Annotated in this window: 22 protein-coding genes; 17 read left to right on the top strand and 5 right to left on the bottom strand. The window is 64.9% G+C overall.

Going from position 1 to position 25,437, the window contains the following annotated elements; all coding sequences use genetic code 11:
• Positions 1–38: 38 nt before the first annotated feature.
• On the top strand, positions 39–899 hold the full coding sequence (locus tag ACCD07_RS07440; protein WP_413446980.1) for a PEP-CTERM sorting domain-containing protein: 861 nt from the start codon (positions 39–41) through the stop codon (positions 897–899).
• Here ACCD07_RS07440 and ACCD07_RS07435 read toward each other — a convergent pair.
• Together ACCD07_RS07435 and ACCD07_RS07430 are read right to left on the bottom strand one after the other, a co-directional pair.
• Entirely contained in the window at positions 890–2,653 is a 1,764-nt protein-coding gene (locus ACCD07_RS07435; RefSeq protein ID WP_413446979.1) for an allantoate amidohydrolase, read from the bottom strand. The two genes, ACCD07_RS07440 and ACCD07_RS07435, sit on opposite strands and share 10 nt — an antisense overlap.
• A gap of 36 nt (positions 2,654–2,689) precedes the next feature.
• Positions 2,690–3,625, bottom strand: a complete 936-nt coding sequence (locus tag ACCD07_RS07430) for a LysR substrate-binding domain-containing protein (RefSeq protein ID WP_176654549.1) — start codon at positions 3,623–3,625, stop codon at positions 2,690–2,692.
• A 126-nt stretch (positions 3,626–3,751) separates the two neighbouring features.
• Between ACCD07_RS07430 and ACCD07_RS07425 the strand changes: the two genes are divergently transcribed.
• The 9 genes from ACCD07_RS07425 (at position 3,752) to ACCD07_RS07385 (ending at position 12,771) form a co-directional block, all read left to right on the top strand.
• The gene (locus tag ACCD07_RS07425) at positions 3,752–4,969 is read left to right on the top strand and encodes a urate hydroxylase PuuD (protein ID WP_413446978.1); all 1,218 of its coding nucleotides are present in this window, start codon (positions 3,752–3,754) and stop codon (positions 4,967–4,969) included.
• Positions 4,970–4,979: 10 nt separating this feature from the next.
• Positions 4,980–6,212, top strand: a complete 1,233-nt coding sequence (locus ACCD07_RS07420; protein WP_413446977.1) for a M20/M25/M40 family metallo-hydrolase — start codon at positions 4,980–4,982, stop codon at positions 6,210–6,212.
• A 2-nt stretch (positions 6,213–6,214) separates the two neighbouring features.
• Complete coding sequence (locus ACCD07_RS07415; protein WP_176654546.1) at positions 6,215–6,658, top strand: thioesterase family protein; 444 nt, start codon at positions 6,215–6,217, stop codon at positions 6,656–6,658.
• 67 nt (positions 6,659–6,725) lie between these two features.
• Positions 6,726–7,988, top strand: coding sequence for a paraquat-inducible protein A (locus ACCD07_RS07410; protein ID WP_413446976.1), 1,263 nt, complete (start codon positions 6,726–6,728; stop codon positions 7,986–7,988).
• On the top strand, positions 7,981–9,612 hold the full coding sequence (locus ACCD07_RS07405; protein ID WP_176654544.1) for an intermembrane transport protein PqiB: 1,632 nt from the start codon (positions 7,981–7,983) through the stop codon (positions 9,610–9,612). The genes ACCD07_RS07410 and ACCD07_RS07405 overlap by 8 nt, the downstream gene beginning before the upstream one ends.
• A complete protein-coding gene (locus tag ACCD07_RS07400; RefSeq protein WP_176654543.1) occupies positions 9,609–10,211 on the top strand; it encodes a PqiC family protein in 603 nt (200 codons plus the stop codon). Before ACCD07_RS07405 ends, ACCD07_RS07400 begins: the two co-directional genes overlap by 4 nt.
• Positions 10,212–10,230: 19 nt before the next feature.
• Complete coding sequence (locus tag ACCD07_RS07395) at positions 10,231–12,024, top strand: amidase family protein (RefSeq protein ID WP_413446975.1); 1,794 nt, start codon at positions 10,231–10,233, stop codon at positions 12,022–12,024.
• Positions 12,025–12,106: 82 nt separating this feature from the next.
• A complete protein-coding gene (locus tag ACCD07_RS07390; RefSeq protein ID WP_413446974.1) occupies positions 12,107–12,370 on the top strand; it encodes an antitoxin in 264 nt (87 codons plus the stop codon).
• Positions 12,370–12,771: a PIN domain-containing protein gene (locus tag ACCD07_RS07385; protein ID WP_413446973.1), complete on the top strand. Its 402-nt coding sequence runs from the start codon at positions 12,370–12,372 to the stop codon at positions 12,769–12,771. The genes ACCD07_RS07390 and ACCD07_RS07385 overlap by 1 nt, the downstream gene beginning before the upstream one ends.
• Before the next feature lie 9 nt (positions 12,772–12,780).
• Here the strand turns inward: ACCD07_RS07385 and ACCD07_RS07380 are convergent, their stop codons facing one another.
• On the bottom strand, positions 12,781–13,695 hold the full coding sequence (locus ACCD07_RS07380; protein ID WP_413446972.1) for a LysR family transcriptional regulator: 915 nt from the start codon (positions 13,693–13,695) through the stop codon (positions 12,781–12,783).
• 93 nt (positions 13,696–13,788) lie between these two features.
• Between ACCD07_RS07380 and ACCD07_RS07375 the strand changes: the two genes are divergently transcribed.
• The 7 genes from ACCD07_RS07375 (at position 13,789) to ACCD07_RS07345 (ending at position 23,912) form a co-directional block, all read left to right on the top strand.
• Positions 13,789–14,493, top strand: coding sequence for a histidine phosphatase family protein (locus tag ACCD07_RS07375; RefSeq protein WP_413446971.1), 705 nt, complete (start codon positions 13,789–13,791; stop codon positions 14,491–14,493).
• A gap of 10 nt (positions 14,494–14,503) precedes the next feature.
• Positions 14,504–15,742 carry an acyl-CoA dehydrogenase family protein gene (locus ACCD07_RS07370; protein ID WP_413446970.1) on the top strand — a complete coding sequence of 413 codons (1,239 nt, stop codon included), beginning with the start codon at positions 14,504–14,506 and terminating at the stop codon, positions 15,740–15,742.
• 31 nt (positions 15,743–15,773) lie between these two features.
• Positions 15,774–16,847: a LacI family DNA-binding transcriptional regulator gene (locus ACCD07_RS07365; RefSeq protein ID WP_413446969.1), complete on the top strand. Its 1,074-nt coding sequence runs from the start codon at positions 15,774–15,776 to the stop codon at positions 16,845–16,847.
• 278 nt (positions 16,848–17,125) lie between these two features.
• Positions 17,126–19,588: a TonB-dependent receptor gene (locus ACCD07_RS07360; protein WP_413446968.1), complete on the top strand. Its 2,463-nt coding sequence runs from the start codon at positions 17,126–17,128 to the stop codon at positions 19,586–19,588.
• Between the two features lie 106 nt (positions 19,589–19,694).
• Entirely contained in the window at positions 19,695–22,067 is a 2,373-nt protein-coding gene (locus tag ACCD07_RS07355) for a DNA polymerase II (RefSeq protein ID WP_413446967.1), read from the top strand.
• A 49-nt stretch (positions 22,068–22,116) separates the two neighbouring features.
• Positions 22,117–23,091 (top strand): diguanylate cyclase, encoded by a 975-nt coding sequence (locus ACCD07_RS07350; RefSeq protein WP_413446966.1) that lies wholly within the window; start codon positions 22,117–22,119, stop codon positions 23,089–23,091.
• A gap of 8 nt (positions 23,092–23,099) precedes the next feature.
• Positions 23,100–23,912, top strand: coding sequence for an isocitrate lyase/PEP mutase family protein (locus ACCD07_RS07345; protein ID WP_413446965.1), 813 nt, complete (start codon positions 23,100–23,102; stop codon positions 23,910–23,912).
• Positions 23,913–23,932: 20 nt separating this feature from the next.
• Here ACCD07_RS07345 and ACCD07_RS07340 read toward each other — a convergent pair whose 3' ends face one another.
• Together ACCD07_RS07340 and ACCD07_RS07335 are read right to left on the bottom strand one after the other, a co-directional pair.
• Positions 23,933–24,145: a DUF2783 domain-containing protein gene (locus tag ACCD07_RS07340; protein ID WP_413446964.1), complete on the bottom strand. Its 213-nt coding sequence runs from the start codon at positions 24,143–24,145 to the stop codon at positions 23,933–23,935.
• A complete protein-coding gene (locus tag ACCD07_RS07335; RefSeq protein WP_413446963.1) occupies positions 24,142–25,359 on the bottom strand; it encodes an MFS transporter in 1,218 nt (405 codons plus the stop codon). Before ACCD07_RS07335 ends, ACCD07_RS07340 begins: the two co-directional genes overlap by 4 nt.
• Between the last annotated feature and the right edge of the window lie 78 nt (positions 25,360–25,437).

Here is a 25,437-nt window from a genome sequence, read left to right as displayed (position 1 = left end):
CCGGCAATCCCGTTGGCCATTGACCAGGGAGACGCGACATGAACATCCATTCCAACATCCGGCGCGGCTGTGCGCTTGGCGCACTGCTTGCCGCGATGGCGGCGGCGTTGCCGGCATCGGCCGCGCCGTTCTTTTTCAGCACCGGCACGCCGGACGGCCTGATGGCCAGCGCGACACGGCCCGGTGCCGGCGGAAAAATAGAAATCGAAGCGGCGGACGATTTCATCCTGCCCTCGGAAACGCGGATCAACACCGCCATCTTCACCGGCTTGCTGACCGGCGGCGCCAGCGCCGCCAATATCGGCCAGGTGGTGGCGGAAATCTACCGGGTGTTTCCCAAGGATTCGACCAGTCCCCCCTCGGGCCGGGTGCCGACCCGCGTCAATTCGCCTTCCGACGTGGCCTTCGACAGTCGCGACAGCGCTGGCGGCGGCCTGACCTTCAACATCACCACGCTGGGCACCTTCACCGCCGCCAACAGCGTACTCAATGGCATCAACCCGATACCCAACCAGACCACCGGCGGCGACGGTGCGGTCACCGGCACCGAAGTCACTATCACCGTCAACTTCGGCACGCCATTCGATCTGCCGGCGGACCATTACTTCTTCGTGCCGCAGGTGGAAGTGACTGGCGGGGAGTTCTACTGGCTGTCCGCGCCGCGCCCCGTCGTGGGCGGTTCGGGGCCGTTCGTGCCGGATCTGCAAAGCTGGATACGCAACGAGCCGCTGGCCCCTGACTGGCTGCGGGTGGGAACGGACATCGTCGGCGCGGGCACCTTCAACAATTCGTTCGCGCTGATCGGCGAGGTGCCCGAACCGGGCAGCATGGCGCTGCTGCTGGCCGGCGTGCTGCCGTTGGCGCTGGTGCGGCGCCGGCGCGCCGTGGTTCAGGCGTAATTGCGCAGGAAATCGAGCAGCACCCGGGCGGCGATATCGGCGTCGTCGGCCGTCATCGTCTCCAGCGGATTGTGGCTGATGCCGCCGTTGCCGCAGCGGGTGAACAGCATCGCCACGTCGGTGATGGCGGCCATCGCCATCGCATCATGGCCGGCGCCGGACAGCAGGTCGAAGCGCGGCAGGCCGGCGCGTTCGATGGCGGCGCCGAACTGCCGCATCAAGCGTGGCGCGCAGGGCGCGGCCGAGGCATCGACGATTTGCTGCAGGCTGAAATCCACCTGGCGCCGCGCGCAGATGGCGGCGATGCCGTCCAGTACATCCTTCACCGCCGCCAGCCGCGCCGCATCGTCGGCGGCGCGGATATCCAGCGACAGCTTGCACGCGCCGGGTATCACGTTGACCGAGCCGCCGGGTACCTGCAATTGGCCCACCGTGCCGACCAGCGATGCCCCTTGCCCACAGCGTCGCTCAACCAGCAGCACGATCTCCGCCGCCGCGGCAGCGGCGTCCTTGCGCATCGTCATCGGCGTGGTGCCGGCATGGCTGGCCAGGCCGGTCAGCTCGACCAGGTAGCGCGAGCTGCCGGCGATCGCCGTCACCACGCCCAGCGCCAGGTCGCGCTCCAGCAGCACCGGCCCTTGTTCGATATGGACTTCGACAAAGCCGAGCAGTTCGGCCGGATCGCGGGCGATGGCCGGAATACGCGTCACATCATGGCCGGCGGCCAGCAGGGCGTCGCGCATGGTGATGCCGTCGGCGTCGGTCTGGTCCAGCAGCGACAGGTCGAAGCGGCCTGTTACCGCGTTACTGCCGAGGAAAGTGCTCTTGAAGCGCACGCCTTCTTCCTCCGCGAAACCGACGATCTCGAAGTGGAAAGGCAGCTTCTCGCCGCGCTGGTGCAGATGGCGCACGATGGCGATCGGCAGCAGAATGCCGAGGCGGCCGTCGTACTTGCCGCCGTTGCGCACGGTGTCGTAGTGGGAACCGGTCATCAACGTCTTCGCTCCCGGCGCGTCCGAGCGGTAGACGCCGACCACGTTGCCGACGGCGTCGATGTGCGCGTCCATGCCGGCTTCGCGCATCCAGTCCGTCAGCTGCGTGGCGGTCCTGCGGTGCGCGGGCGTCATGTAGGCGCAGGTCAGGTCGAAGTCCGCGCCGTCGCTGTTGTCCACGTCGCTCCATGCGCCTAGGGTTTCGCACCACTGCATGATGGCCGGGCCGAAGTCCAGCGCGACGCCGAGCAGATCGTTCAACCGCAGCTCGGCGATGCGCTTGATCTGGCGGAGGCATTCGGCGATTTCGTCGGCGCGCTGGCTCTTCAGGCGGCGCGTGAAAGTGGCGATGATCGCGCGGCGCGTCAGCCCCTGTCCATCCGGACCTTTGACGGCGAGGATGAAGGGAAATCCGAATTTGTCGTTGTAGTCTTGGTTGAGCCGATGCAGCGTGGCGAATTCCTCGGCGCTGCACAGATGCAGGCCGGACCTGGCCTGCTCGCTGGTCGATTCCGCCGTCAGCTGTCCGGCCACGGCGGCCTTGCCCGCCAGCTCGGGGTGCGCGCGGATCAGGCCCAGTTGCTCATCCAGCGACGCGGCGCTGACCACGCCCTGCAAGCCCAGCTTGAGCGCCGTGATATTGACGAACGGCCGCTGCGCCGCCGCCCGTTCCGGTATCCATGGCGAATGCTCGTAGATACCTCGAAGGCGCTCGATGAAGGTGGCTGCGTCACAACTGTTTAATTCTGAAAGTGTCGTCATGGATAGGTGGTATCCGTTGCGGTTTATATGGGCGGCCTACTTCCCCAGCGCCTTGGCCGCGGTGGACACCTGCTCGCGCAGCCACTTGTGTTCCGGCGCCTGATGCACGCGTTCATGCCACAGCTGGTAGAAGCGCATCGGTGGAAACTTGACCGGCACCGTGAATGTCTTGAGGGGCATGTTGCGTTCGTAGTAGCGGACGAACTGGCGGCCGGTGGTCAGCACAAGGTCCGTTTGCGTCAGCATGTAGGGGATCAGGCCGAAGTAGGCCGATTCCACCGCGACGTTGCGCTGCAGGCCCTGGCGTTCGAGGAAATCGTCGATGACGCCGTGATAGCCGGGCAGTATCTGCGTCGGCGCCACGTGGGGCAGCGACAGGTAGTCGTTGAGCGTCATGTCCTCGCTGCCGGTGCGCAGCGCATACGGGCAGTCGGAGCGCATCACGCAGATGATCGGGTCCTCGAACAGCTTGGACATGTGCAGGTGCTCGGGCGGTTCGTCCCAGTTGGCGATGACCAGGTCCATCTCGCCGTCCGACAGCAGGCGCACGTAGTCCACGCCCGGTCCCAGGCCGTGGATCTTGACGCGGCTGTTGGGCGAACCGCGCCGCAGCAGCGCCACCAGGTTGGGCAGGAACTGGCTGTCCAGGTAATCCGGCGCGGCGATGTGGAAGGTGCGCGCTTCTTCCTGCGGCACGAACGGCGACTTTTTCAGGAACAGGTTCTCGGTGTCGTCGAGGATGCGCTTGGCGGGAATCAGCAGGCTCTCGCCGTGCTGGGTCGGCACCATGCCGCGCGCGCCGCGCACCAGCAGCGGATCGCCGGTCAGTTCGCGCAGCTTGCGCAGCGACGCGGAAATCGAGGGCTGCGGCTGATTCAGCTTGAGGGCGACGCGCGAGACGTTCTTCTCTACCAGCAACAGATAGAGAATGCGGATCAGGTGCAGGTCCAGGTGTTGCGGCAGGGCGGCCATATGCGTGTATTTCTGTACTTTGTTATACGGGATCGGATATGTTTAATATACTCCAATGTTCATGTAGCCGGAATCAAATCCGTTTATCTTCTGTAAATTAGCCACAGCCTTTACCTGAAAGTATCCATGGAATCATTCGCCTATCTGATCCCGTACGGCCTTGAGTGGCTCAATCTGATCGTGCGCTGGCTGCACATCATCACCGGCATCGCCTGGATAGGCGCCTCGTTCTACTTCGTCTGGCTGGATAATTCGATCCGCCCGCCGGCACCCGGCTCGGAGCTGGCGAAGAAGGGCGTGTCCGGCGAACTGTGGGCGGTGCACGGCGGCGGCTTCTACAACCCGCAAAAATACCTGGTGGCGCCGGCGGAACTGCCGAAGGAGCTGCACTGGTTCAAGTGGGAGGCATATTCCACCTGGCTGTCCGGCATCGCGCTGCTGACCATCGCCTACTACTTCAACGCGCAGGCGATGATGATCGACAAGTCGGTGGCCGACATCGGCAGCTGGCAGGCGATCGGCATCGGCGTCGGCACGCTGGTCGTCGGCTGGACCGTGTACGACCTGCTGTGCCGCTCGCCGCTGGGACAGCGCGACCTGTGGTTCGGCGTGGTGGTGTTCGCGCTGATCGTCGGCGCGGCCTACGGCCTGACCCATGTGCTGAGCGGCCGCGCGGCCTATATCCACGTCGGCGCGCTGATCGGCACCATCATGGTCGGCAATGTGCTGATGCTGATCATTCCCGGCCAGCGCAAGATGGTCGAGGCCATGTCGGCCGGTCGCATGCCCGATCCTATCCATGGACAGAAAGCCAAGCAGCGCAGCGTCCACAATAACTACTTCACGCTGCCGGTGCTGTTCATCATGATCAGCAACCACTACGCGATGACCTATCGGAACGACCGCGCATGGCTGGTGCTGGCCTTCATCATGGCCGCAGGCGTCTTCATCCGTCACTTCTTCAACCTGCGCCACAAGGGGCGCGTGGAGTGGCGTTACCCGGCCATCGGCGTGGCGCTGCTGGCCGGCGTGGCCGTGGCGATCGCGCCGGCGCGCCCGGTGGCGGTCGCACCGGCCGCCGATCCGGCGGCGCAATTCGCCAAGGTGAAGACCATCATCGACCAGCGCTGCGTGGCATGCCATGCAGCGCACCCAACGCAGCCGGGCTTTGCGACCGCGCCGTCCGGCGTGATGTTGGAGACGCCGGAGCAGATCCACCAGAACGCGGAAAAAATCTACAAGCAGGCGGTCCAGCTGAAAGCCATGCCGCTGGCGAACCTGACCAACATCACCGACGCGGAACGGGCGCAGCTTGGCGCCTGGTTCGAAGCCGGCGCAAAGTGAGAGAAAAATAATGAGCACTCAAAAAGAACAACTGGCGCAGTGGATCGATGCGCATTTTGACGAGGAAGTCCGCGTGCTGCAGCAGTTGCTTGGCGTGCCGACCGATACGCCTCCAGGCAACAACGCGCCGCATGCGGATATGGTGGCCGACCTGGTCAAGGGCTACGGCTGGAGCGCGGAGAAGCACGCGGTACCGGAGCAGGTGGTGCGCGATTACGGCATGGAGACCATCACCAACCTGATCGTGCGCCGCCCCTATGCGGCCGGCGGCCCGACCGTGGCGCTGAACGCCCACGGCGACGTGGTGCCTCCGGGCGATAACTGGACCTATCCGCCGTACGGCGGCGTGGTGGAGAACGGCTACATCTATGGCCGCGCCGCCGCCGTCTCCAAGTGCGACTTCGCCACCTACATCTTCGCCACGCGCGCGCTGGAGGCGCTCGGTGTACCGCTGAAGGGCGGCGTCGAGCTGCACTTCACCTACGACGAGGAATTCGGCGGCCTGCTCGGGCCGGGCTGGCTGCTGGAGCAAAAGCTGACCAAGCCCGATTTCGTCATCGCCGCAGGTTTCAGCTACAACATCGTCACCGCGCATAACGCCTGCCTGCAGCTGGAGATCACGGTGCACGGCAAGTCCGGCCACGGCGCGATGCCGGAAACCGGCCACGATGCGCTGCAAGCCGCCACCCACATATTGAACGCCATCTATGGCCAGCTGCCGGAGCTGAAAAAAATCAAATCGAACATCCCTGGCATTGACTCGCCGACCATGCTGGTGGGCCGCATCGACGGCGGCACCAACACCAACGTGGTGCCCGGCAAGGTGGTGCTGAAGATGGACCGCCGCATGATACCGGAAGAAGATCCAGTGGCGGTGGAGGCGCAGGTGCGCGAGTTGATCGAAGATTCGGTGAAGGGCCTGCCGGGCATCACGCTGGAGATCAAGCGCCTGCTGCTGTCGCACGCGTTGCGCGAACAGCCGGGCACTGAAAAGCTGGTGGCCAGCCTGCAGCAGAATGCGCAGACCTGGATCGGCGAGAAGATCCCGGCGCAAGGCACGCCGCTGTACGCGGACGCGCGCCTGTACGGCGAGCAGGGCATCCCGGCCGTGCTGTATGGCGCCGGTCCGCGCTCGGTGCCGGAATCGAACGCCAAGAAGGCCGACGAGCGCTTGCTGCTGGAAGACCTGCGCAAGGCGACCAAGGTGGTAGCATGCACACTATTGGATTTCCTTGGAGAGTAGAGATGTTTGAGAAAAAGATGATGGCGGGCTGGGGCGATATGGATTTCAACAGCCATATGCGCAACACCGCCTTCCTGGACAAGGCGGGCGACGTGCGCATGCTGTTCCTGTCGGAGAACGGTTTTCCGATGAGTGAGTTCATGCGCCTGAACATCGGCCCGGTGGTGATGAAGGACGAAATCGCCTACTTCAAGGAAGTCATGCTGCTGGAAGAGATCACCGTGACGCTGGGCGTCGCGGGTTTGTCCGCCGACGGCAGCCGCTGGTCGCTCAGCACCGACATCATCCGCGCCGACGGAAAGCTGGCGGCGCGGGTCACCAGCACCGGCGGTTGGCTCGACCTGGCCGCCCGCAAGTTGATCGCGCCGCCGGCCAACCTGCTGGCCACCTGGCAGGCCTTGGGCAAGACGGAGAATTTCCAGGAGCTGGCCACCAGCATCAAGTAAGCCGGTTTCGTTTGGATATAGGCTGATTGTCGTATGATATGGTCATTATTGACCAAACGGCCAGCCAGTGCATCGATACGATTTGATCAGTTGCCATGACTGCGGTGTCCTTCACCGCCGAGGCCCGGTGCGCCCTCGCGAGAAGGCGCGCTGTGTGCGCTGTCGTTCGATCCTGTACCGTGGCATCCATTCGGATGTCGACCGCATGGCGGCCATCACGCTGGGCGCCATCTTCACTTTCCTGATCGCCCAGGCCTGTCCCATCGTCGAACTGGATGTCAACGGCTACACGTCCAGCGCCACCTTGCTGGGCGCGATCCGCGTGCTGTGGACGGAGCAGATGCAGATGGTGGCGGTGGCCGTGACCCTGTTCACGGTGCTGCTGCCCGCGGTGGAGCTGGGTGCGCTGCTGTACGTGACGCTGGCGCTGCGCAGCGGCGTGCGGCCGCGCGGCTTCGACCGGCTGCTGCGGGCGGTCGGCGCGGCACGGCGCTGGGGCATGACCGAGGTGCTGATGATCGGCATCCTGATCACCATCGTCAAGATGACCAGCCTTGCGCAGGTGATGGTGCAACCGGGCCTGTTCGCGTTCGGCGCGCTGACGCTGATGCTGGCCATCGTCACGTCCTTCGATCCGCAAATGCTGTGGAATATCGGCGAGCACCTGCCCGGGCCGGGAGGGCCTGCCCAAGCCGATTTTCAATACAAGCCGCACGCGCGGCTGGCCGCCTGCCACAGCTGCGGTCTGGTGGCGCAACTGAATCAGCCCAATCAGAAGAAACAGCATTGCGCCCGCTGCGGCGCCGTGCTGCACCGGCGCCGTCCGGACAGCGTGGGCCGCACCTGGGCCTTCCTGCTGGCCGCCACCATCCTCTATATTCCCGCCAACCTGCTGCCGGTGATGTACACCCATTCGCTGTTCGGCAAGGAGGACGACACCATCATCAGCGGCGTGGTCTACTTCTGGACCAGCGGCTCGCCGGCGCTGGCGGCGATCATCTTCATCGCCAGCATCGTGGTGCCGGTGCTGAAACTGGCCGCGCTGTCGCTGCTGGCATTGACGGCGCAGCGGCGCTCGCGCTGGCGGCCCTTGCAGCGCACGGTGCTGTACCGGATCGTGGAGTTTGTCGGCCGCTGGTCGATGCTCGATATTTTCGTCATCACGCTGACGGTGGCGCTGGTGCGCTTCCAGTCGCTGGCCGTGATTACCGCCGGTCCCGGCGCAATGGCGTTTTGCGCCGTGGTGGTGCTGACCATGCTGGCCTCGATGCAGTTTGATCCGCGCCTGATCTGGGACCCGATCGATTCAAATGGAGAGAACCATGCCTGAAAACGAAGGCGGTCCGCCGCCGTTGCCCGAACCGAAAGTGGAGAAAGCCAGCCGCTGGCTGCCTTCGCTGGTCTGGCTGATTCCCTTGTTGGCGGCGCTGATCGGCCTGGCGCTGGTGGCCAAGTCGGTGATGGACCAGGGGCCGACGGTGACGGTGAGTTTCCGCAGCGGCGACGGGCTGGAGCCGGGCAAGACCAAGGTCAAGTTCAAGGATGTCGATATCGGCCTGGTGCGCTCGATCACGCTGGCGCAGGATTTGTCCAAGGTGCTGGTGACGATCGACATGAGCAAGGAGGCCAAGCGCTTCACCGCCGCCGACACGCGCTTCTGGGTGGTCAGGCCGCGCGTGGGCGCCAGCGGCGTTTCCGGCCTGAGCACCTTGCTGTCCGGCGCCTACATCGGTGTCGATGCCGGCAAGTCGCAGGAGAAGAAGGACGAATTCGTCGGCCTCGAAAAGCCGCCGCAGGTGGCGCTGGACGAGAAGGGTACGCGCTACACGCTGCACGGCGAAAGCCTCGGTTCGATCGATGTCGGTTCGCCGATTTTCTATCGCCGCATCCAGGTCGGACAGGTGACCTCTTTCGATCTGGACGAGAAAGGCCGTGGCGTCAAGATGGGCGTGTTTGTCAGCGCACCATATGACCAGTATGTCGGCAAGAGCACGCGCTGGTGGCATGCCAGCGGCATCGATGTGCGGCTCGACTCCAACGGCTTCAAGGTCAACACGCAGTCGCTTGCGGCGCTGCTGGTTGGCGGCATCGCCTTTGAGACCATCAGCGGCCAGAAGCCCGATGCGTTGGCGCCCGCCGGCACCGATTTCCCTCTGGCGGCCGACCAGGCTAGCGCCTTGCGCGAACCGGACGGCGTGCCGATCACCACCGTGCTGTATTTCGACCAGTCGCTGCGCGGCTTGTCGCCGGGGGCGCCGGTGGACTTCCGCGGCATCGTGCTGGGCGAGGTGCGTTCCGTCGGCGTGGAGTTCGATCCGGTCAAGAAATCCTTCCGCATGCCGGTGACGGTGGACATGTATCCGGCGCGGCTGGGACGCAGCTTCCAGGAAAGCGTCGCCAGCGAGCAGGAACGCAGCGCCGGGCCGTTGGTGCTGGAGCGGATGGTCTCGCGCGGCCTGCGCGGCCAACTACGCACCGGCAACCTGCTGACCGGCCAGCTCTACGTGGCGCTGGACTTCTTCCCCAACGCACCGGCGGTCAAGCTCGATATGGCGCAGTATCCGCTGGAGGTGCCGACGGTGCCGAACAGCCTGGACGAGCTGCAGACCCAGATCGCCAGCATCGCGCGCAAGCTGGACCAGGTGCCGTTCGGCGAGATCGGCAACAACCTGCGCGATACGCTGAAGAGCGCGAACGTGCTGTTCAAGCAGCTCGACGCGCAGGTGGTGCCGGAGATGAAGGATACGCTGGGCGCGGCGCGCAAGACTTTCGGCGCGGCCGACCAGCTGCTGCAGAAGGATTCGCCGGTGCAGTCCGACCTGCGCGAGGCCTTGCAGCAGTTGACGCAAACGATGCAATCGCTGAACGCGCTGACGGACTATCTGGAGCGGCATCCGGAGTCGCTGATACGCGGCAAGCAGAGCAAGCAAGACACCAAGGGAGAACCTAAATGATGCGCTATCGAACCGCGCTGGCCATGGCGGGCTCGCTGCTGCTGGCCGCTTGCGCCGCCAGTCCGCCCGAGCACTTTTATAGCCTGAGTAACGGCATGGGCGTGCCGGCGCAGCCGGCCGCGTCGCCGGGCTTTTATATCGAACTGCCCACGGTGACGGTGCCGCAGCAGGTGGCGCGTTACCAGATGGTGGTCAGCACCGAGGCCGGGCGCGTCGACCTGCTGGAGCACGAGCGCTGGTCGGCGATGCCCGCGGCGGAAATCAGCCAGTCGCTGTCGCTGGCGATCACCGGTGAGCTGGGAACGGTGGACGTGTTCCGCACGCCGACCACCGACGGCGCGCCGGTCTACCGCATCAGCACCAACGTGCAGCGCTTCGAGTCGGCGCCGGGCCGGTATGCGCTGATCGACGCCGTGTGGAGCGTGCGGCTGGTCGGCAGTACGAAGGTGCTGACTTGTCGCAGCGTCGCCAATGAACCCGTCGGCGCCGGCTACGATGCGCTGGTCGCTGGCCACCGCCGCGCCGTCGCCCGCATCGCCGCCGAGATGTCCAAGGCCGTGCGCGGACTGGCAGCCGGTGGCAGCGCAGGTTGCCAATAATTCGACATAGAGGGAGCTCATGAAATTCCGCAGACAATTCCTGATCAACGCATCCACCACTTTGGCCGCGCTGGCTGCCACGCGCGGCGCGCAGGCGCAGGTAACAAACGAGGCGCCCGCGGGCTCACCGCCGACCTTCGGCACCTTGCCCGCCGTCGGTCCGGAAGTATCGCCCGCCACCTTCGCCGAGGCGGAAAAACTGGTGCAGGCCGCGATGACGCCGGCCCAGCGCGCGATGGCCGCCGCCAGCTGGCGCACGTCGATGGCGTCGATGCTGGAGCGCCGCACCGGGCCGCGCAAGGTCGCGCTGGCCGATGGATTGGCGCCAGCCACCGTATGGGATCCCGCCATGGGCGCCGCCTCGCCAGGTCCGTCGCGCGCGCGCTTTGTGCGGACCAGGGCCGATGCCGGCGCGCTGCCCGCCAGCGCCGACGATATCGCTTTCGCCACCGTGACCCAGCTGTCGCGCTGGATCGAGAACCGCAAGCTGAGCTCCGAGCGCCTGACGACGATTTACCTGGGCCGCATCCAGCGTCTCGATCCGAAGCTGCGCTGCGTCATCACCGTGACGCGCGAGCACGCGCTGGCGCAGGCGCGCCAGGCCGACAAGGAAATCGCCGCCGGAAAATACCGCGGCCCGCTGCACGGCATACCATACGGCGTCAAGGATTTGCTGGACACCGCCGGCATCGCCACCACATGGGGCGCGGAACCGTTCCGCAACCGCGTGCCGGCTGCCGATTCCACCGTGGTCGCGCGCCTGACGGCAGCCGGCGCGGTGCTGATCGCCAAGCTCAGTCTCGGCGCGCTGGCTTTGAATGACATCTGGTTCGGCGGCCAGACCATGAATCCTTGGCTGCTGGAAGAGGGCGCGTCCGGTTCCAGCGCCGGTCCCGGTGCGGCGACGGCGGCCGGGCTGGTTGGCTTTTCCATCGGCAGCGAGACCGGCGGCAGCATCGTCAGCCCCAGCATGCGCTGCGGCGTGACGGGCCTGCGTCCCACCTACGGCCGCGTGCCGCGCGGCGGCGCGATGACCTTGTGCTGGTCGCTCGACAAGCTCGGGCCGATGACGCGCTGCGTCGAGGATGCGATGCTGGTGCTGCAAGCGATATCGGGACCGGATGCGTCCGACGTCGCCAGCGTTCCGGCCAGGCTGGACTTCGACAGCGGCGCACCGGTGCGCGGCCTGAAGATAGGCTATTTCCCGTCGTGGATGAACGAGGCGCCGGCCACCGATATCGACCGGCAGGCGCTGGAATCGGCCAGGAAGCTGGGCATGATCCCGACGCCGGTGACGCTGCCGGACTGGCCGTATCAATCGCTGAACGTGATCCTGTTCGCGGAAGGCGCGGCGGCGTTCGAGGAGATCGTGGAGGACGGTCGTATCGACCAGCTGCGCGAGCAGACGCCCGATGCCTGGCCCAATCTGTTCCGCGAGGCGCGCTTCCTGTCGGCGGTGGATTTCGTGCAGTCGGACCGGCTGCGGCGCAAGGTGGCGCAGGAGATGGCGCGCATCTTCTCGCAAGTGGACCTGCTGCTGGTGCCGTCTCTGCGCGACGAGATGCTGACCATCTCCAACAACACCGGCCGTCCGTCGCTGACCTTGCGCACCGGTTTTGTTGACGTTGGCGAGACGCGCAGCGACTGGGCGCCCGATCCGTCGCATCCCACGGTCAAGCTGTCGCCGCCGCGCCGGGTGCCACATGGCGTCACGCTGATCGGCCGCCTGTTCGACGAAGGCACCATCGCCCGCGCCGGCATGGCGCTGGAAAAAGCCGCTGGCGTGGCGGCCCAGCGCCCGTCTGGGTTCTAAGCTTAATCCGCATCAAATTCATCGACTTGACCTCTCCCATGGACGGCATATATTGAAATGTATGCCTGTCAGGGAGGTCGTTATGACTGAGAAAGTTCGATTATTCAGCGATGGTCTTGATCAAATTGTGCGCTTGCCCGGATCGTGCCGGTTCGATGGCGAGGTGGTCTATATTCGACGCGATCCTGAGACCGGTGATGTGATCTTGTCCAGCAAGCCGACCTCATCTTGGGGCGCTTTTTTTGCTGAGGACACCAGCAACATCGTGCCTGACGATTTCATGACCGCAGAGGACCGTCGGCAAGGACAACATGATCGCGATCCGCTTGCCGACGTGGGGCTCTGATGATTTATTTGCTCGATACGAGCATAGTCAGCCATGCCATTCGCGGTGACCGTCCGCAACTGGCCCGCCGTCTGTCGAGCGCGGCAGCCGATAGTCTTGTCATTTCAGTTTTGACGGAGGTGGAGCTGCGCTACGGCTTGGCCAAGCGCGGCGAACCGGCGGGACTGAAGCTGCGTATCAATAAATTTTTAGGATTGATAGTGATATTGCCTTGGAGTCGCGATATCGTATCCGCATATGTTGCGCTTCGCATACGGCGCGAAGCGGCTGGCGCGCCACTCTCGCCCATGGATATGTTGATTGCAGCGCATGCCAGCGCGATAGGTGCCACGCTTGTCAGCAGCGACGCCGCATTCGCAGTATTCCCTGCCGGGCTAAAGCTGGAGGACTGGACCAAATAATTAGCGCCGTCAGTCCACCGCCCGCATGGCCTCGATGATCTGCTCGCGCAGCCACAGGCCGGCGGGATCGGTGTCGATGTTGGCGTGCCAGTAGAGGTAGATGTCGAGCGACGGCATCTGCAGCGGGAAGGGCCGGATCTGGTTGCCGAACTGCTGGTTGACCACGCGCGCCAGCCGCTCCGGCATCGTCAGCGCCAGGTCGGTCTGGCTGACCACGCGGCAGGCCGCGAAGTAGTGCTGGCAGCGCAGCCGCACGCGGCGCTGCAATCCCAGCCGGCTCAGTTCAAAATCCTCCAGCCCCGGTCCGCGCCGGCGCGAACTGGTCTGGATGTGTTCCAGCGCCAGGTAGCCGTCGAGATCCAGTCCTTGCCCGTCCCGCACCAGCGGATGGGCCCGCCGCACCAGCACCACCGTCTGGTCGGCCGCCAGCAAGGTGCGGCGGATCTCGTTCGACAGCGGCAGCATGACGTCGATGGCGGCGTCCAGCGTGCCGGCCGCCAGTTCGCTTTCCAGTTCGCGGCGCCCGACCTGCAGCGTGTTCAGGCCCACCGTCGGCGCATCCTGAGCCATGCGCGCCATCAGCGGCGGCAGCACGCTCGCTTCCAGCACGTCGCGCAGCGCCAGCGAGAAGCTGCGCCCGCTGGTGGCGGCGTCGAAACGCTCTGCGCCGTTCAGCGTCACTTCGAAGCCGCGCAGCGACTGCCGCACCGGATCGATGATGGATCGCGCCAGCGGCGTCGGCACCATCACGTGGCCCTGGCGCTCGAACAGTGGATCGTCGAACAGCTGGCGCAGGCGGTTCAGCGCATGGCTGATGGCCGGCTGCGTCAGATTCATCTTCAAACTGGCGCGCGTGATGCTGCCTTCGGCGTAGATAGCCTCGAAGACGATGAACAGGTTGAGGTCCACCTTGGATATATGCATGATATTTATCGGGCCAAATTAAAACTATTCATTTGATGAATTATAGGCCGGGCGGTAAGCTGGGGGCTGTTTTGATCTGACGGCGGAAGCGAAATGGGACAAATTTATCTGGTGCGCCACGGGCAGGCCTCGTTCGGCAGCGCCAATTACGATCAGCTGTCGACGCTGGGCTACGAGCAGGCGCGCCTGCTGGGGCAGTGGTATGCCAATAGCCGCCAGTCGTTCCATTGCGTGGTGGTGGGCGGCATGGCGCGCCACCGCCAGACCGCCGACACCTGCCTGGCCGAGCTGCCGAAGCCGCAACTGGCCGATACCGAATGGATCACCGACGAAGGCTTCGCCGAATTCGACCATCACCAGGTGCTGCTGCGCCATTGCCCGGAATTCGGCGACGCCGTCGCTTTCAAGGAGATGATGGCGCGCCATGTGGAACCGCAGCGCGCGCTAGAGCATCTGTTCCGCGCCGCCATGCAGCGCTGGATGAGCGGCTGGCATGACAGCGACTACGGCGAAACCTGGCCGGAATTCCGCCGCCGCTGCGTGGCCGCGCTGGAGCGCCTCGACACCGGCAGCCGCGGACAATCGACCATCGTGTTCACCTCCGGCGGCGTGATCTCCACGCTGATGCAGCACCTGCTGGGATTGCAGGACTACCAGGTGATGGATATGACCTGGACGCTGGCCAATTGCGCCGTCACCAAACTGCTGCAGCGGCCCGGCCAGATCACGCTCAGTTACCTGAACAACTACGCGCACCTCGAATGGCTGGGACAACCCGGCGCCGTCACGTACCGCTAAGGAGCACCACATGGATTTCGACTATAGCCCGAAAGTAAAGCAACTCCAGGCCAGGCTGACCGCCTTCATGGAGCAGCACATCTACCCGAACGAGGCGCGCTTCCACGCCGAGATCGACGCCAACCGCGCCGCCGGCAATGCCTGGATACCGACCAGGGTGATGGAAGAGTTGAAGCTGAAGGCGCGCGAGGCGGACCTGTGGAATCTGTTCCTGCCCGACTCCCAGCATGGCGCCGGCCTGACCAACCTGGAATATGCGCCGCTGTGCGAGATCATGGGCCGCGCGGTGTGGGCGCCGGAGGTGTTCAACTGCTCGGCGCCGGACACCGGCAACATGGAAGTGCTGACCCGCTACGGCACCGAGGCGCAGCAGCGCGAATGGCTGGAGCCCTTGCTGGACGGCCGCATCCGCTCCTGCTTCGGCATGACCGAGCCGGACGTGGCGTCGTCGGACGCGACCAACATCGCCAGCTCCATCGTGCGCGACGGCGACGAGTACGTGATCAACGGCCGCAAATGGTGGTCGTCCGGCGGCAACGACCCGCGCTGCAAGATCTTCATCTTCATGGGCAAGAGCGATCCGGACAATCCGAACCGCCACCTGCAGCAGTCGATGATACTGGTCCCGCGCGACACGCCCGGCGTCAACGTGCTGCGCCACCTGCCGGTGTTCGGCTTCGACGACGCGCCGCACGGCCACGCCGAAATCGTCTTTGACAACGTGCGCGTGCCGGCTTCCAACCTGCTGCTGGGCGAGGGCCGCGGCTTCGAGATCGCCCAGGGCCGCCTGGGGCCTGGCCGCATCCACCACTGCATGCGTTTGATCGGCCTGGCCGAGCGCGCGCTGGAGCAGATGTGCAGGCGCAGCCTGGGCCGCGTCGCGTTCGGCAAGCCGGTGGCGGAGCAGGGCGTGACGCTGGAGCGCATCGCCGAATCGCGCATCATGATCGACCAGGCGCGCTTGCTGGTGTTGAACGCCGCCCACATGATGGACACCGTCGGCAACAAGGTGGCGGCGAAGGAGATCGCCATGATCAAGGTGGCGGCGCCGGCGATGGCCTGCAAGGTGATCGACTGGGCAATCCAGGTGCAGGGCGGCGGCGGCATGGCCGATCCCTTCCTGGCCTCGGCCTATGCGGGCGCGCGTTCGCTGCGGCTGGCCGACGGTCCGGACGAGGTGCACCGCAGCCAGATCGGCAAGATGGAACTGGCGCGCTATAAAACCAAAGCAGAAACTAAAGCACACTAGTCAACTGATGTTGCGGTGTTAGAATCATTTCATGGATGATACTGATACCAACAACCCCAATCCTCTGGAACCGCCGCTGGCGCGCCGCAGCCGCCGCAAGAGCGGCGGCACCACGCTGCGCGATGTCGCCAAGTTGGCCGGCGTGGCGCCGATCACTGCATCGCGCGCGCTCAACACGCCGAACGCGGTGTCCGAGGCCATCCTGCTGCGGGTCCGGCAGGCGGTCGAGCAGACCGGCTACGTGCCCAATATGCTGGCCGGCGGCCTGGCCTCGCGCAAGAGCCGGCTGGTGGCGGCGGTGATCCCCACCATCTCCGGCAACGTGTTCCTGGAGATGGTGCAGTCGCTGACATCGGCGCTGGCAGGATACGGCTACCAGCTGATGCTGGGCCAGTCCGGCTACGAGGATTCGCGCGAGGACGAACTGCTGGAAACCATCATCGGCCGCCGGCCGGACGGCGTGGTGCTGACCGGTATCATGCGCTCGCCGCAGGGCCGCCAGCGCCTGCTGACTTCCGGCATCCCGGTGGTGGAAACCTGGGACCTGACGCCCAATCCCATCGACATGCTGATCGGCTTTTCCCACGAAAAAGTGGGCGAGGCCGTGGCGCGCTACCTGTATGGACGGGGCCGCCGCCGGGTCGCCACGCTGAGCGCCAACGACCAGCGCGCCATGCGCCGCATGAAAGCCTTCTCCGACACCGCTGTCGCGCTCGGCATGGCTATGCCTGGTGAAACCACGGTGCCGGGCTGGGTGGTGTCGGCGCCGACCAACGTCGGCATGGGCCGCGCCGGCCTGCGCGAGCTGCTGGCCCGCCATCCGGACGTCGACGCGCTGTTCTGCAGCTCGGACATGGTGGCGTTGGGCGTGCTGACCGAGGCGCAGGCGATGGGCGTCGCCGTGCCGGGCCAGCTGGCCGTGGTCGGCCTGGGCGACCTGAGTTTTTCGCGCGACCTGAATCCGGCGCTGACCACGGTGCGCATCGACGGCGCCCGGATCGGCAGCACTGCGGCGCGCTTCATCTTCGAGCGCTCGGAGGAGCGCGTGGTGCAGGATTCCATCCTCGACATCGGCTTTTCCATCATGGAGCGCGAGAGCGCCTGAGCGCCCGCCGCCGTCTCCGAAGCCCGCTCCCTGAGTTGGTTTTTTTCTATGATCTGTTGCATCCCGTCGTCATTTTCAAACCGAATGGCGGTCATTCCCAAAAGTGATTGACGTACAAAATGGAATGCATTAACCTAAGTCATCGTACAACTGGTACCGGTACCAATAAACGGTTACCTAACTTCCAGCCGCATCACCGTAAAGCAGCTGCACCTCAGTTTTTATCTGTTAATTAGGGGACAATAGTGTTTAACAACAATTACAAGCAACAATCGACCATGAAACCCATCAAGATGACGCCGATGGCGTCCGCGTTGGCATTGGCGCTGTTTGCTATGACCGCGCAAGCGCAGGACCAGGCCACCGCCAAGCCGGGCGAGCTGGAAACCGTGGTGGTGACCGCCAACAAACGCGTCGAAAAACTGGAAAGCGTTCCAATGGCGATTTCGGTCATGAGCGAGCAGGAAATCCAGCGCACCAACATCCGCGAAATCGAAGACGTGGTCAACATGATGCCGTCACTGACCATCAGTTCCGGCACCACGGCCGCCAATAACGCGATCTTCATGCGCGGCATCGGTACCGTCTCGGTCGGCATCGGCGTCGAGTCCGATGTTGCCGTCATCATCGACGACATCCCCATCGCCACCCAGTTCCAGGCCTTCAAGGACCTGGCCGACGTATCGCGCATCGAGGTGCTGAAAGGCCCGCAGAGCACGCTGTTCGGCAAATCGGCCGTGGCCGGCGCGATCAACATCGTCACCAAGCCGCTGTCGGGCCCGATGACCTACCGCGGCAGCGCCTACCTGACCAACGACAATGAATGGCGCCTGAACGCGTCGATGGGCGGCCGCATCAACGACCAATTCGCCATGCGCATCGCCGCCAGCAACACCCGCCTGGCCGGCACCTTCCACAACCTGACCGACGGCCGCGACGTCAACGGCTCGGGCGGCAAGACTTTCCTGGCCAAGCTGCAGTGGACGCCGCTCGACAACCTGTCGGTCGACCTGACGCCGCACTACAACTATTCGGAAAACACCAAGGGCGTGACCGCCATCAACGGCTTCTTCCTGAAGGGCGTGCCGGTCGGCCTGGACGGCGCCTACTTCAACGGCAACGCGCTGCTGCCGGCCACCAAGGTACTGGCGGGCATCAACGTCAACGATCCGAACAACCGCAACGTGCGCCGCGACTTCCCGACCGGCCTGGTCTCCAGCGACCGCGGCACCGGCCTGAAAGTGTCGTACACGCTGCCGAACGACGCCACGCTGATGTCGATCAGCTCGGTGGACCAGTACCTGGCCAACGACTTCCGCGACCAGGACTTCACCGACGTGCCGACCATCGCCGAAGCCGGCAAGACCGCCCTGACGCAAGGCAACAACCAGTTCGGCACCTACGACATCCGCACCAAGACGCAGGAGATCCGCTACGTTTCGCCGGACAAGGGCAACTTCAAGTACGTGGCCGGCCTGTGGGCGGCGCATAACGAAATCTACCGCCACTTCATCCGCGGCTACTGCGTGGCGCCGACCAATTGCAGCGGCACCTCGCCGTCCAGCCCGACCAACTACTACACCGACATCTACAACACCAACAAGGCGGTGTTCGGCCAGGCGTCGTGGGAGTTCGTGCCGACCTGGACCCTGGAAGCGGGCCTGCGCGACAACCTGGAAACCTCGGGCTTCCACTATGCGCGCAACTACTACACCAACCAGGTCGACCGCGCCAGCTTCGTGCCGGGCGCCGTGGGCGTGGACCAGTTCCAGAGCACCGGCAACGCCGACCGCGCCTACACCGGCAAGGTCAGCCTGCAGAAGCAAGTCACGCCTGAGCTGATGGTCTACGTGATGGGTGCCACCGGCTACAAGGGCAAGGCCTACGACGTGACCTCCGGCCTGAAGGCGGCCGCGGCATTCCCTGTGCGTCCGGAAACCAGCCAGACCTTCGAGATCGGTACCAAGGCCAACCTGTTCAACAACCGCATGTCGGTCGCCGCGACGGTGTACAACTCGGAATTCTTCAACTACCAGCAAAACGTCACCTACGTGCTGCCGAATGATCCGACCATCTACAGCCAGCTCAATTCGATCCCGCGCATCCGCACCCACGGCTTCGAAGTCGACAGCCATCTGCTGGTGGCCAAGGACCTGACCTTCAACGCGGCGCTGGCGTTCACGCTGCCGACCATCGAGAAGTGGGCCAACGGTCCGTGCTACGCCGACGCCACCAACGTCGCCGTCGGCACCACCAAGCTGGCCGCCAACGGTTCGATCGCCGGCCAGAACACGGCCTGCTTCCCGATCGCTCCCGGCTCGACCACCGGTGTGCAAAACCTGGACAACAGCGTGTTCCCGGGTACGCCGAAGATCAAGCTGAACATCGGCGCCAACTACGAGTTCCTGGTTCCGAGCATGCCGTTCAAGGGCTTCGTCAACTTCAACACGCGCTACCAGAACGACTACCAGACCAACATCAACAACGATCCGCGTTCGGTCAACGCCGGTTACAGCATCACCGACCTGGGCTTCGGCATCAAGGAACCGGCGGGCCGCTACCAGTTGAGCTTCCGCGTCAACAATCTGTTCGACCGCTTCTACATTCCTAACGCGAATGCCAGCGGCCCGTCGTTCCGCGAAGGCCCGACCGCGACCTCGCCGTCGCTCACGGTCAACAGCTGGGTGCCGCCGCGCGACGTGTTCCGCTTCTTCAGCGTCAAGCTGGACGTCCGCTACTAAGCATCAGCCAGGCTTTGGCAGTACCTGAAATCGCATGCCGCAGTCCCGGGCATGCGATTTTTTTTGAGGACGGGCAGCCTGTATGCGCATACAGTATAATTCTGGCATGACGCACGCACCCCAACAAGGATTCATCCTGACCCGCCACTGGCGCGACACCGCCCAGGGGACGGAGCTCGAATTCTGGCTGGCGACCGACGACGGCCCGAAGAAAATCCGCCTGACCGCGCAAACCTCGGTGGCCTTTGCCGAGGCCGGGCAGCGTGACGCCATCGCCGCCCTGATCGACGCCAACTCCGGCATCGAACTGCGCGAACTGGAGCTCAAGACGTTTGAGCAGCAACCGGTAATCGGCGTCTACTCCTCGCGCTACAAGCAGCTGACGGCGCTCGAGCGCACCCTGCGCGAGCACGGCATCAAGATGTACGAGGCCGACATCCGTCCGCCCGAGCGCTACCTGATGGAGCGCTTCATCACCGCCGGCGTGCAGATCGAAGGCGGCCGCCCGGAAGGCGCGCATTCCATCCACAACTGCAAGCTCAAGCCCGCCCCGGATTACCGGCCCAAGCTGAAAATGGTGTCGCTGGATATCGAAACCAGCGCCTACGAGGACTTGTATTCGATCGCGCTGGAAGGCTGCGGCCAGCGGCAGGTCTACATGCTGGGCGAGCCGCAGGAGTCGTCGCAGCAGATCGATTTCGATCTCGAATACTGCGCCACGCCGCGCCAGCTGATCGAAAAGCTCAACGCCTGGATCGCCAGCCACGACCCCGACGTGCTGGTCGGCTGGAACGTGGTGCAGTTCGATTTGCGCGTGCTGCAGAAAAACGCCGACAAGCACAAGATCCCGCTGACGCTGGGGCGCGAAGGCAAGACCATCGAATGGCGCGAGCATCCCGGCAAGCAGGGCTATATGTTCGCGCCGGTGGTCGGCCGCATCGTACTGGACGGCATCGACGCGCTGAAGGCGGCGTCGTGGATGTTTCCGTCCTTCAGCCTGGAAAACGTGTCGCAGGCGATGCTGGGCGAGGGCAAGGACATCGGCGACGTCTACGACAAGATGGCGGAGATCGAGCGCCGCTTCCACGAGGACAAGCCGGCGCTGGCCCACTACAACCTGAAGGACTGCGAGCTGGTCACCCGCATCTTCGACAAGGCCAACCTGCTGGCCTTCATGATCGAGCGCGCCACCGTGACCGGGCTGCAGGCCGACCACCTGGGCGGCTCGATCGCCGCCTTCGGCCACCACTACCTGCCGCGCATGCATCGCGAAGGCTATGTCGCGCCGAATGTGGGCGACGTCGCCGGCGGCGCCTCGCCCGGCGGCTTCGTCATGGACTCCAAGCCGGGCCTGTACGACTCGGTGGTGGTGCTCGACTACAAGAGCCTGTACCCGTCCATCATCCGCACCTTCCTGGTCGATCCGGTCGGGCTGATCGAGGGCGAGCACGCCGACGATCCGGCCGCCGTGGTGGAGGGCGTCAACGGCACCGTGTTCTCGCGCACCCGCCACTGCCTGCCCGAGATCACCACGCAAATCTGGAAGCAGCGCGACGCCGCCAAGCGCGCCAAAAACGAACCGCTGTCGCAGGCATTGAAGCTGTTGATGAATTCCTTCTGCGGCGTGCTGGGCGCGACCGAGTGCCGCTTCTTCAATCCGCGCCTGGTGTCCTCGGTCACGCTGCGCGGCCACCAGATGATGAAGCAGACCCGCGAGCTGGTGGAGGCGGAAGGCTACGACGTCATCTACGGCGACACCGACTCGATCTTCATCTGGCTGAAGAAGGAGTACGAGAACGGCGAGGCGCTGGCGATAGGGCAGGGACTGGCCGACAAGATCAACACCTGGTGGCGCACCATGCTGAAGCAAAAGCACGGCCTGGAATGCCACCTCGAGATCGAGTTCGATACGCACTATCAGAAATTCTTCATGCCGACCATACGCGGCACCGAGATGGGCAGCAAGAAGCGCTACGCCGGCCTGACCATCAACGGCAAGGGCGAGGAGGAAGTGATCTACCGCGGCCTCGAGGTGGCGCGCAGCGACTGGACGCCGCTGGCGCAGCAATTCCAGCAGGGGCTGTTCAAGCGCATCTTCAAGGATGAGCCTTACCAGGACTTCGTGCGCGAATATGCGCAAAAGACGCTGTCCGGCGACTACGACGAGCTGCTGGTGTATCGCAAGCGCCTGCGCCAGCGGCTCGATGAATACAAGGTCAACGTGCCGCCACAAGTGCGTGCCGCGCGCCTGGCCGACGAGTACAATCAAGCGCAGCACCGGCCGTTGCGCTACCAGAATGGCGGCTGGATCAGCTACGTGATGACGACCGGCGGCCCCGAGCCGCTGGAGGTCATGCGCTCGAACATCGACTACGAACACTATTTGACCAAGCAGCTGCAGCCGATCGCCGATTCGATCCTGCTGCCGATGCACGACAGTTTTACCAGCCTGACGACGGCGCAAGCCAGCCTTTTTTGACAGCTTATCTTCTGACCGCTTATTTCACGTACAGCCCGGAGGGAACATCATGTCAGCACCGCAGATGCCTGCCAATGAAACCCAGCGTATCCATGTCCTGCATTCGCTGGGCTTGCTTCACAGCGCGCCGGACGAGCGCTTCGACCGGCTCACGCGGCTGGCCAAGCGCCTGTTCAACGTCCCGGTGGCCAAGGTCACGCTGGTCGACACGGACGCCGTGTATGCCTTGTCCTGCGCCGGCCAGTCCTCGGCGCCGGTGCCGCGCGAACTGTCGTTCTGTTCCCACACCATCGTCAATGACGGCATGCTGGTGGTGCCGGACACGCGGACCGACCCGCGCTTTTGCGACAATCCCTACGTGACTTCCGCGCCCTATATCCGTTTTTACGCCGGCTATCCGCTGGCGGTGCCGGGCGGGGCGCGGCTGGGGGCCTTGTGCCTGGTGGACTTCGACCCGCGCAACTTCGGCGACGAAGACGTGGCGCTGCTGCGCGACCTGGCCACGATGGTGGAGCAGGAAGTGGCGGCCGTGCAGATGGCGACCGTCGACGAACTGACGCTGCTGCTGAACCGGCGCGGCTTCGAGGCGTCGGCGCCGCAGGCGCTGCAGCTGTGCACGCGCATGAGCAAGCCGGCGTCGCTGCTGTTCTTCGACCTGAACCACTTCAAGCAAATCAACGACACCTTCGGCCACGCCGAGGGCGACCGGGCGCTGAAGGTGTTCGCAGAAACGCTGCGCAAGGTCCTGCGCAGCAGCGACCTGCCGGCGCGCTTGGGCGGCGACGAATTCGTCGCGCTGCTGATCGACTCCAACCGCGACGAAACGGCGCTGGTGGTCGAGCGCCTGCGCACCGCGATCAACGAACGCAACGAGGTGGACCGGCGCGGCTACGACATCCGCTTCAGCGTCGGCCAGGTAGAACTGCCGCCCGATGCGCGCGGCGCCATCGCCGACCTGCTGGCGCGGGGCGACGCCGAGATGTACAAGAACAAGCAAGCGACAAGAACCACCACCAACCATTAGGAGACGACGTGAATCCAAGCTTTACCGCATTTGAAAAACTGCACGACGGCAGCAAGCTGCTACACCTGCCCAACGCCTGGGACGCCGGCAGCGCGCGCCTGTTCGAGAGCCTGGGCGCACCGGCCATCGCCACCACCAGCGCCGGCGTGGCCTGGGCCGCCGGCTACGCCGACGGCGACAACATGCCGGCCGATGTCGCCCTCGGCGTGGCCGCCAACATCGCGCGCGTGCTGACGGTGCCGTTGACGGTGGACCTGGAAAACGGCTACTCGGAAGATCCGGAAGTGGTCGCCCGTCATGCGCTGCGGCTGATCGAGGCCGGCGTCGCCGGCATCAACCTGGAGGACGGCAACGGCACGCCGCAGGCGCTGGCCGCCAAGGTCGCCGCCATCAAGAAGCTGGCGTCGCAGTCTGGCCAGGATATCTTCATCAACACTCGCACCGACGTATATCTGAGAGGACTGGCGCCGGAAGGCGAACGCGTCGCCGAGGTGCTGAAGCGCGCCGCCATCTACAAGGCCGCCGGGGCCAACAGCCTGTTCGTGCCGGGCATCTGCAAGGTCGCCGACATCAAGGCCGTGGTGGCGGGCGCCGGCCTGCCGGTGAACGTGATGGACTGGCCGGGTGTGCCGTCGGCGGACGAATTGCACAAGCTGGGCGTGCGCCGCCTGAGCGCCGGCTCCGGCATCCCGCAGGCACTGTGGGCCGTCGCCGCCGAGATGGCCGAGGGTTTCCTGGCCACCGGCAGCGCCGGCCCGCTGATCGACAAGGCGATGCCTTACGGCGATCTGCAGGCCTTGTTCGTCAAGCCGGCGAAGTAGGGGCCTGGTGGCGCAAAGCCTCAGTGCGCTTCCGTCATTTCAGCGTGAACACGCGCCAGCGCGAATGCCTGGCGTAGCACGGCCATGTCGCCTATGTGGCTCGACAGCAGCAGGATCAGCTGGGCGTTCAGTATCTTGCTCTGTTCGTCGCTGAGGTCTTGATGGCTGTCGGTCAGCATGTCGTAGAAGGCGTCGTAGTCGCCCAGGTTCTGGCCGAGATTGATGATGTTCATGCCTTGCTCCTCGAGGGTGTGCCGAGCCAGTGGATGGCGGCCGCGGCCAGTCCGAGCACGATGCCCAGCGCGACCACGCCTTGCCAGCCGAAGCGCGTCATCAGCCAGCCGCTGGCGACGACGCCGAGCGCGCCGCCGGAGAACGTCGCGGTCATATACAGGCTGTTGATGCGTCCCTGCGCCTTGGGATCGACCGCGAAGGCGCACGTCTGGTTCGACACCAGGCCGGACTGCACGCCGATGTCGAGCACGATGACGCCGATCACCAGCAGCGCCAGCGACGTATCCGCGCCGGCCAGCAGCACGTAAGCCAGCGTGACGATGCCGATGCTGGCGCCGATGACGCTGCGCGATCCCAGCCGGTCGGCGGCGCGGCCGCCGAATGAGGCTGCCAGCGCGCCGGCCGCGCCGATGATGCCGAAGCCGCCGGCCCAGGCGCTGCCGAGGTGCCAGGGGCCGTTCGCCAGCAGCGTCGCAAGGTTGACCCAGAAAGCGTTGAAGCAGGCCCACAGCAGCGCCTGCACCATCATCGATTCGCGTATCGGACGATGGTCGCGCGCCAGCGGCCACAGCGAGGCAAGCAGGCGGCCGTAGGACAGGTCGGTGCTCTGCACGCCGCGCGGCAGCAGCAGCAGCGCGGCGGCGATCCAGACCGGGACCATGAACGCCGCTTCCAGCCCGTAGACGGCGCGCCAGCCGTAGGCCGCGCCCACCGCGCCGCTGATCGTGCGGCCCAGCATGATGCCGACCATGATGCCGCTGACCACCGTGCCGACCGAACGCCCGCGCTCGGCGGGCAGCGACATGACGGCGGCAAAGGGCACCAGCTGCTGCGGCACGCAGCTGACCACGCCCAGGCCAAACGACGCCGCGACCAGCGACCAGATGCCCGGCGAGACCGCCGCCGCGACACCGAAGCCGCAAGCCACCGCAATCTGCCCCAGCACGAGCTTGCGGCGGTCGAAGCGGTCGCCCAGCGGCAGCAGCAGCGCCAGCCCGGTGGCGAAGCCCAGCAGCGCCGCGCCGGCGACCAGGTCGACCGTCGCCAGGTCGATGGCCAGGCCGGCCTGAATCAGCGGCAGGATCGGCTGCGTGCAATAGACGTTGGTGATCACCGCGCCGGCGATGACCGCCATCATGACGATCTTGCCGCGCGACGCCATCGCGGGAGTTTCCGCACTGGCGGAGGGGATGGGCTGGGACTGGCTGCTCATAACGCTTTTCTTTCAATGTATGGTCGCAGCTTACGTGCTTGCATACACAAAGAGAATCCCATAGGATCGGGAATCATC

It is taken from the genome of Duganella sp. Dugasp56, assembly GCF_047304105.1.
GTDB lineage: Bacteria > Pseudomonadota > Gammaproteobacteria > Burkholderiales > Burkholderiaceae_D > Rugamonas > Rugamonas hordei.
This window is presented reverse-complemented; position numbering and strand designations above follow the sequence as displayed.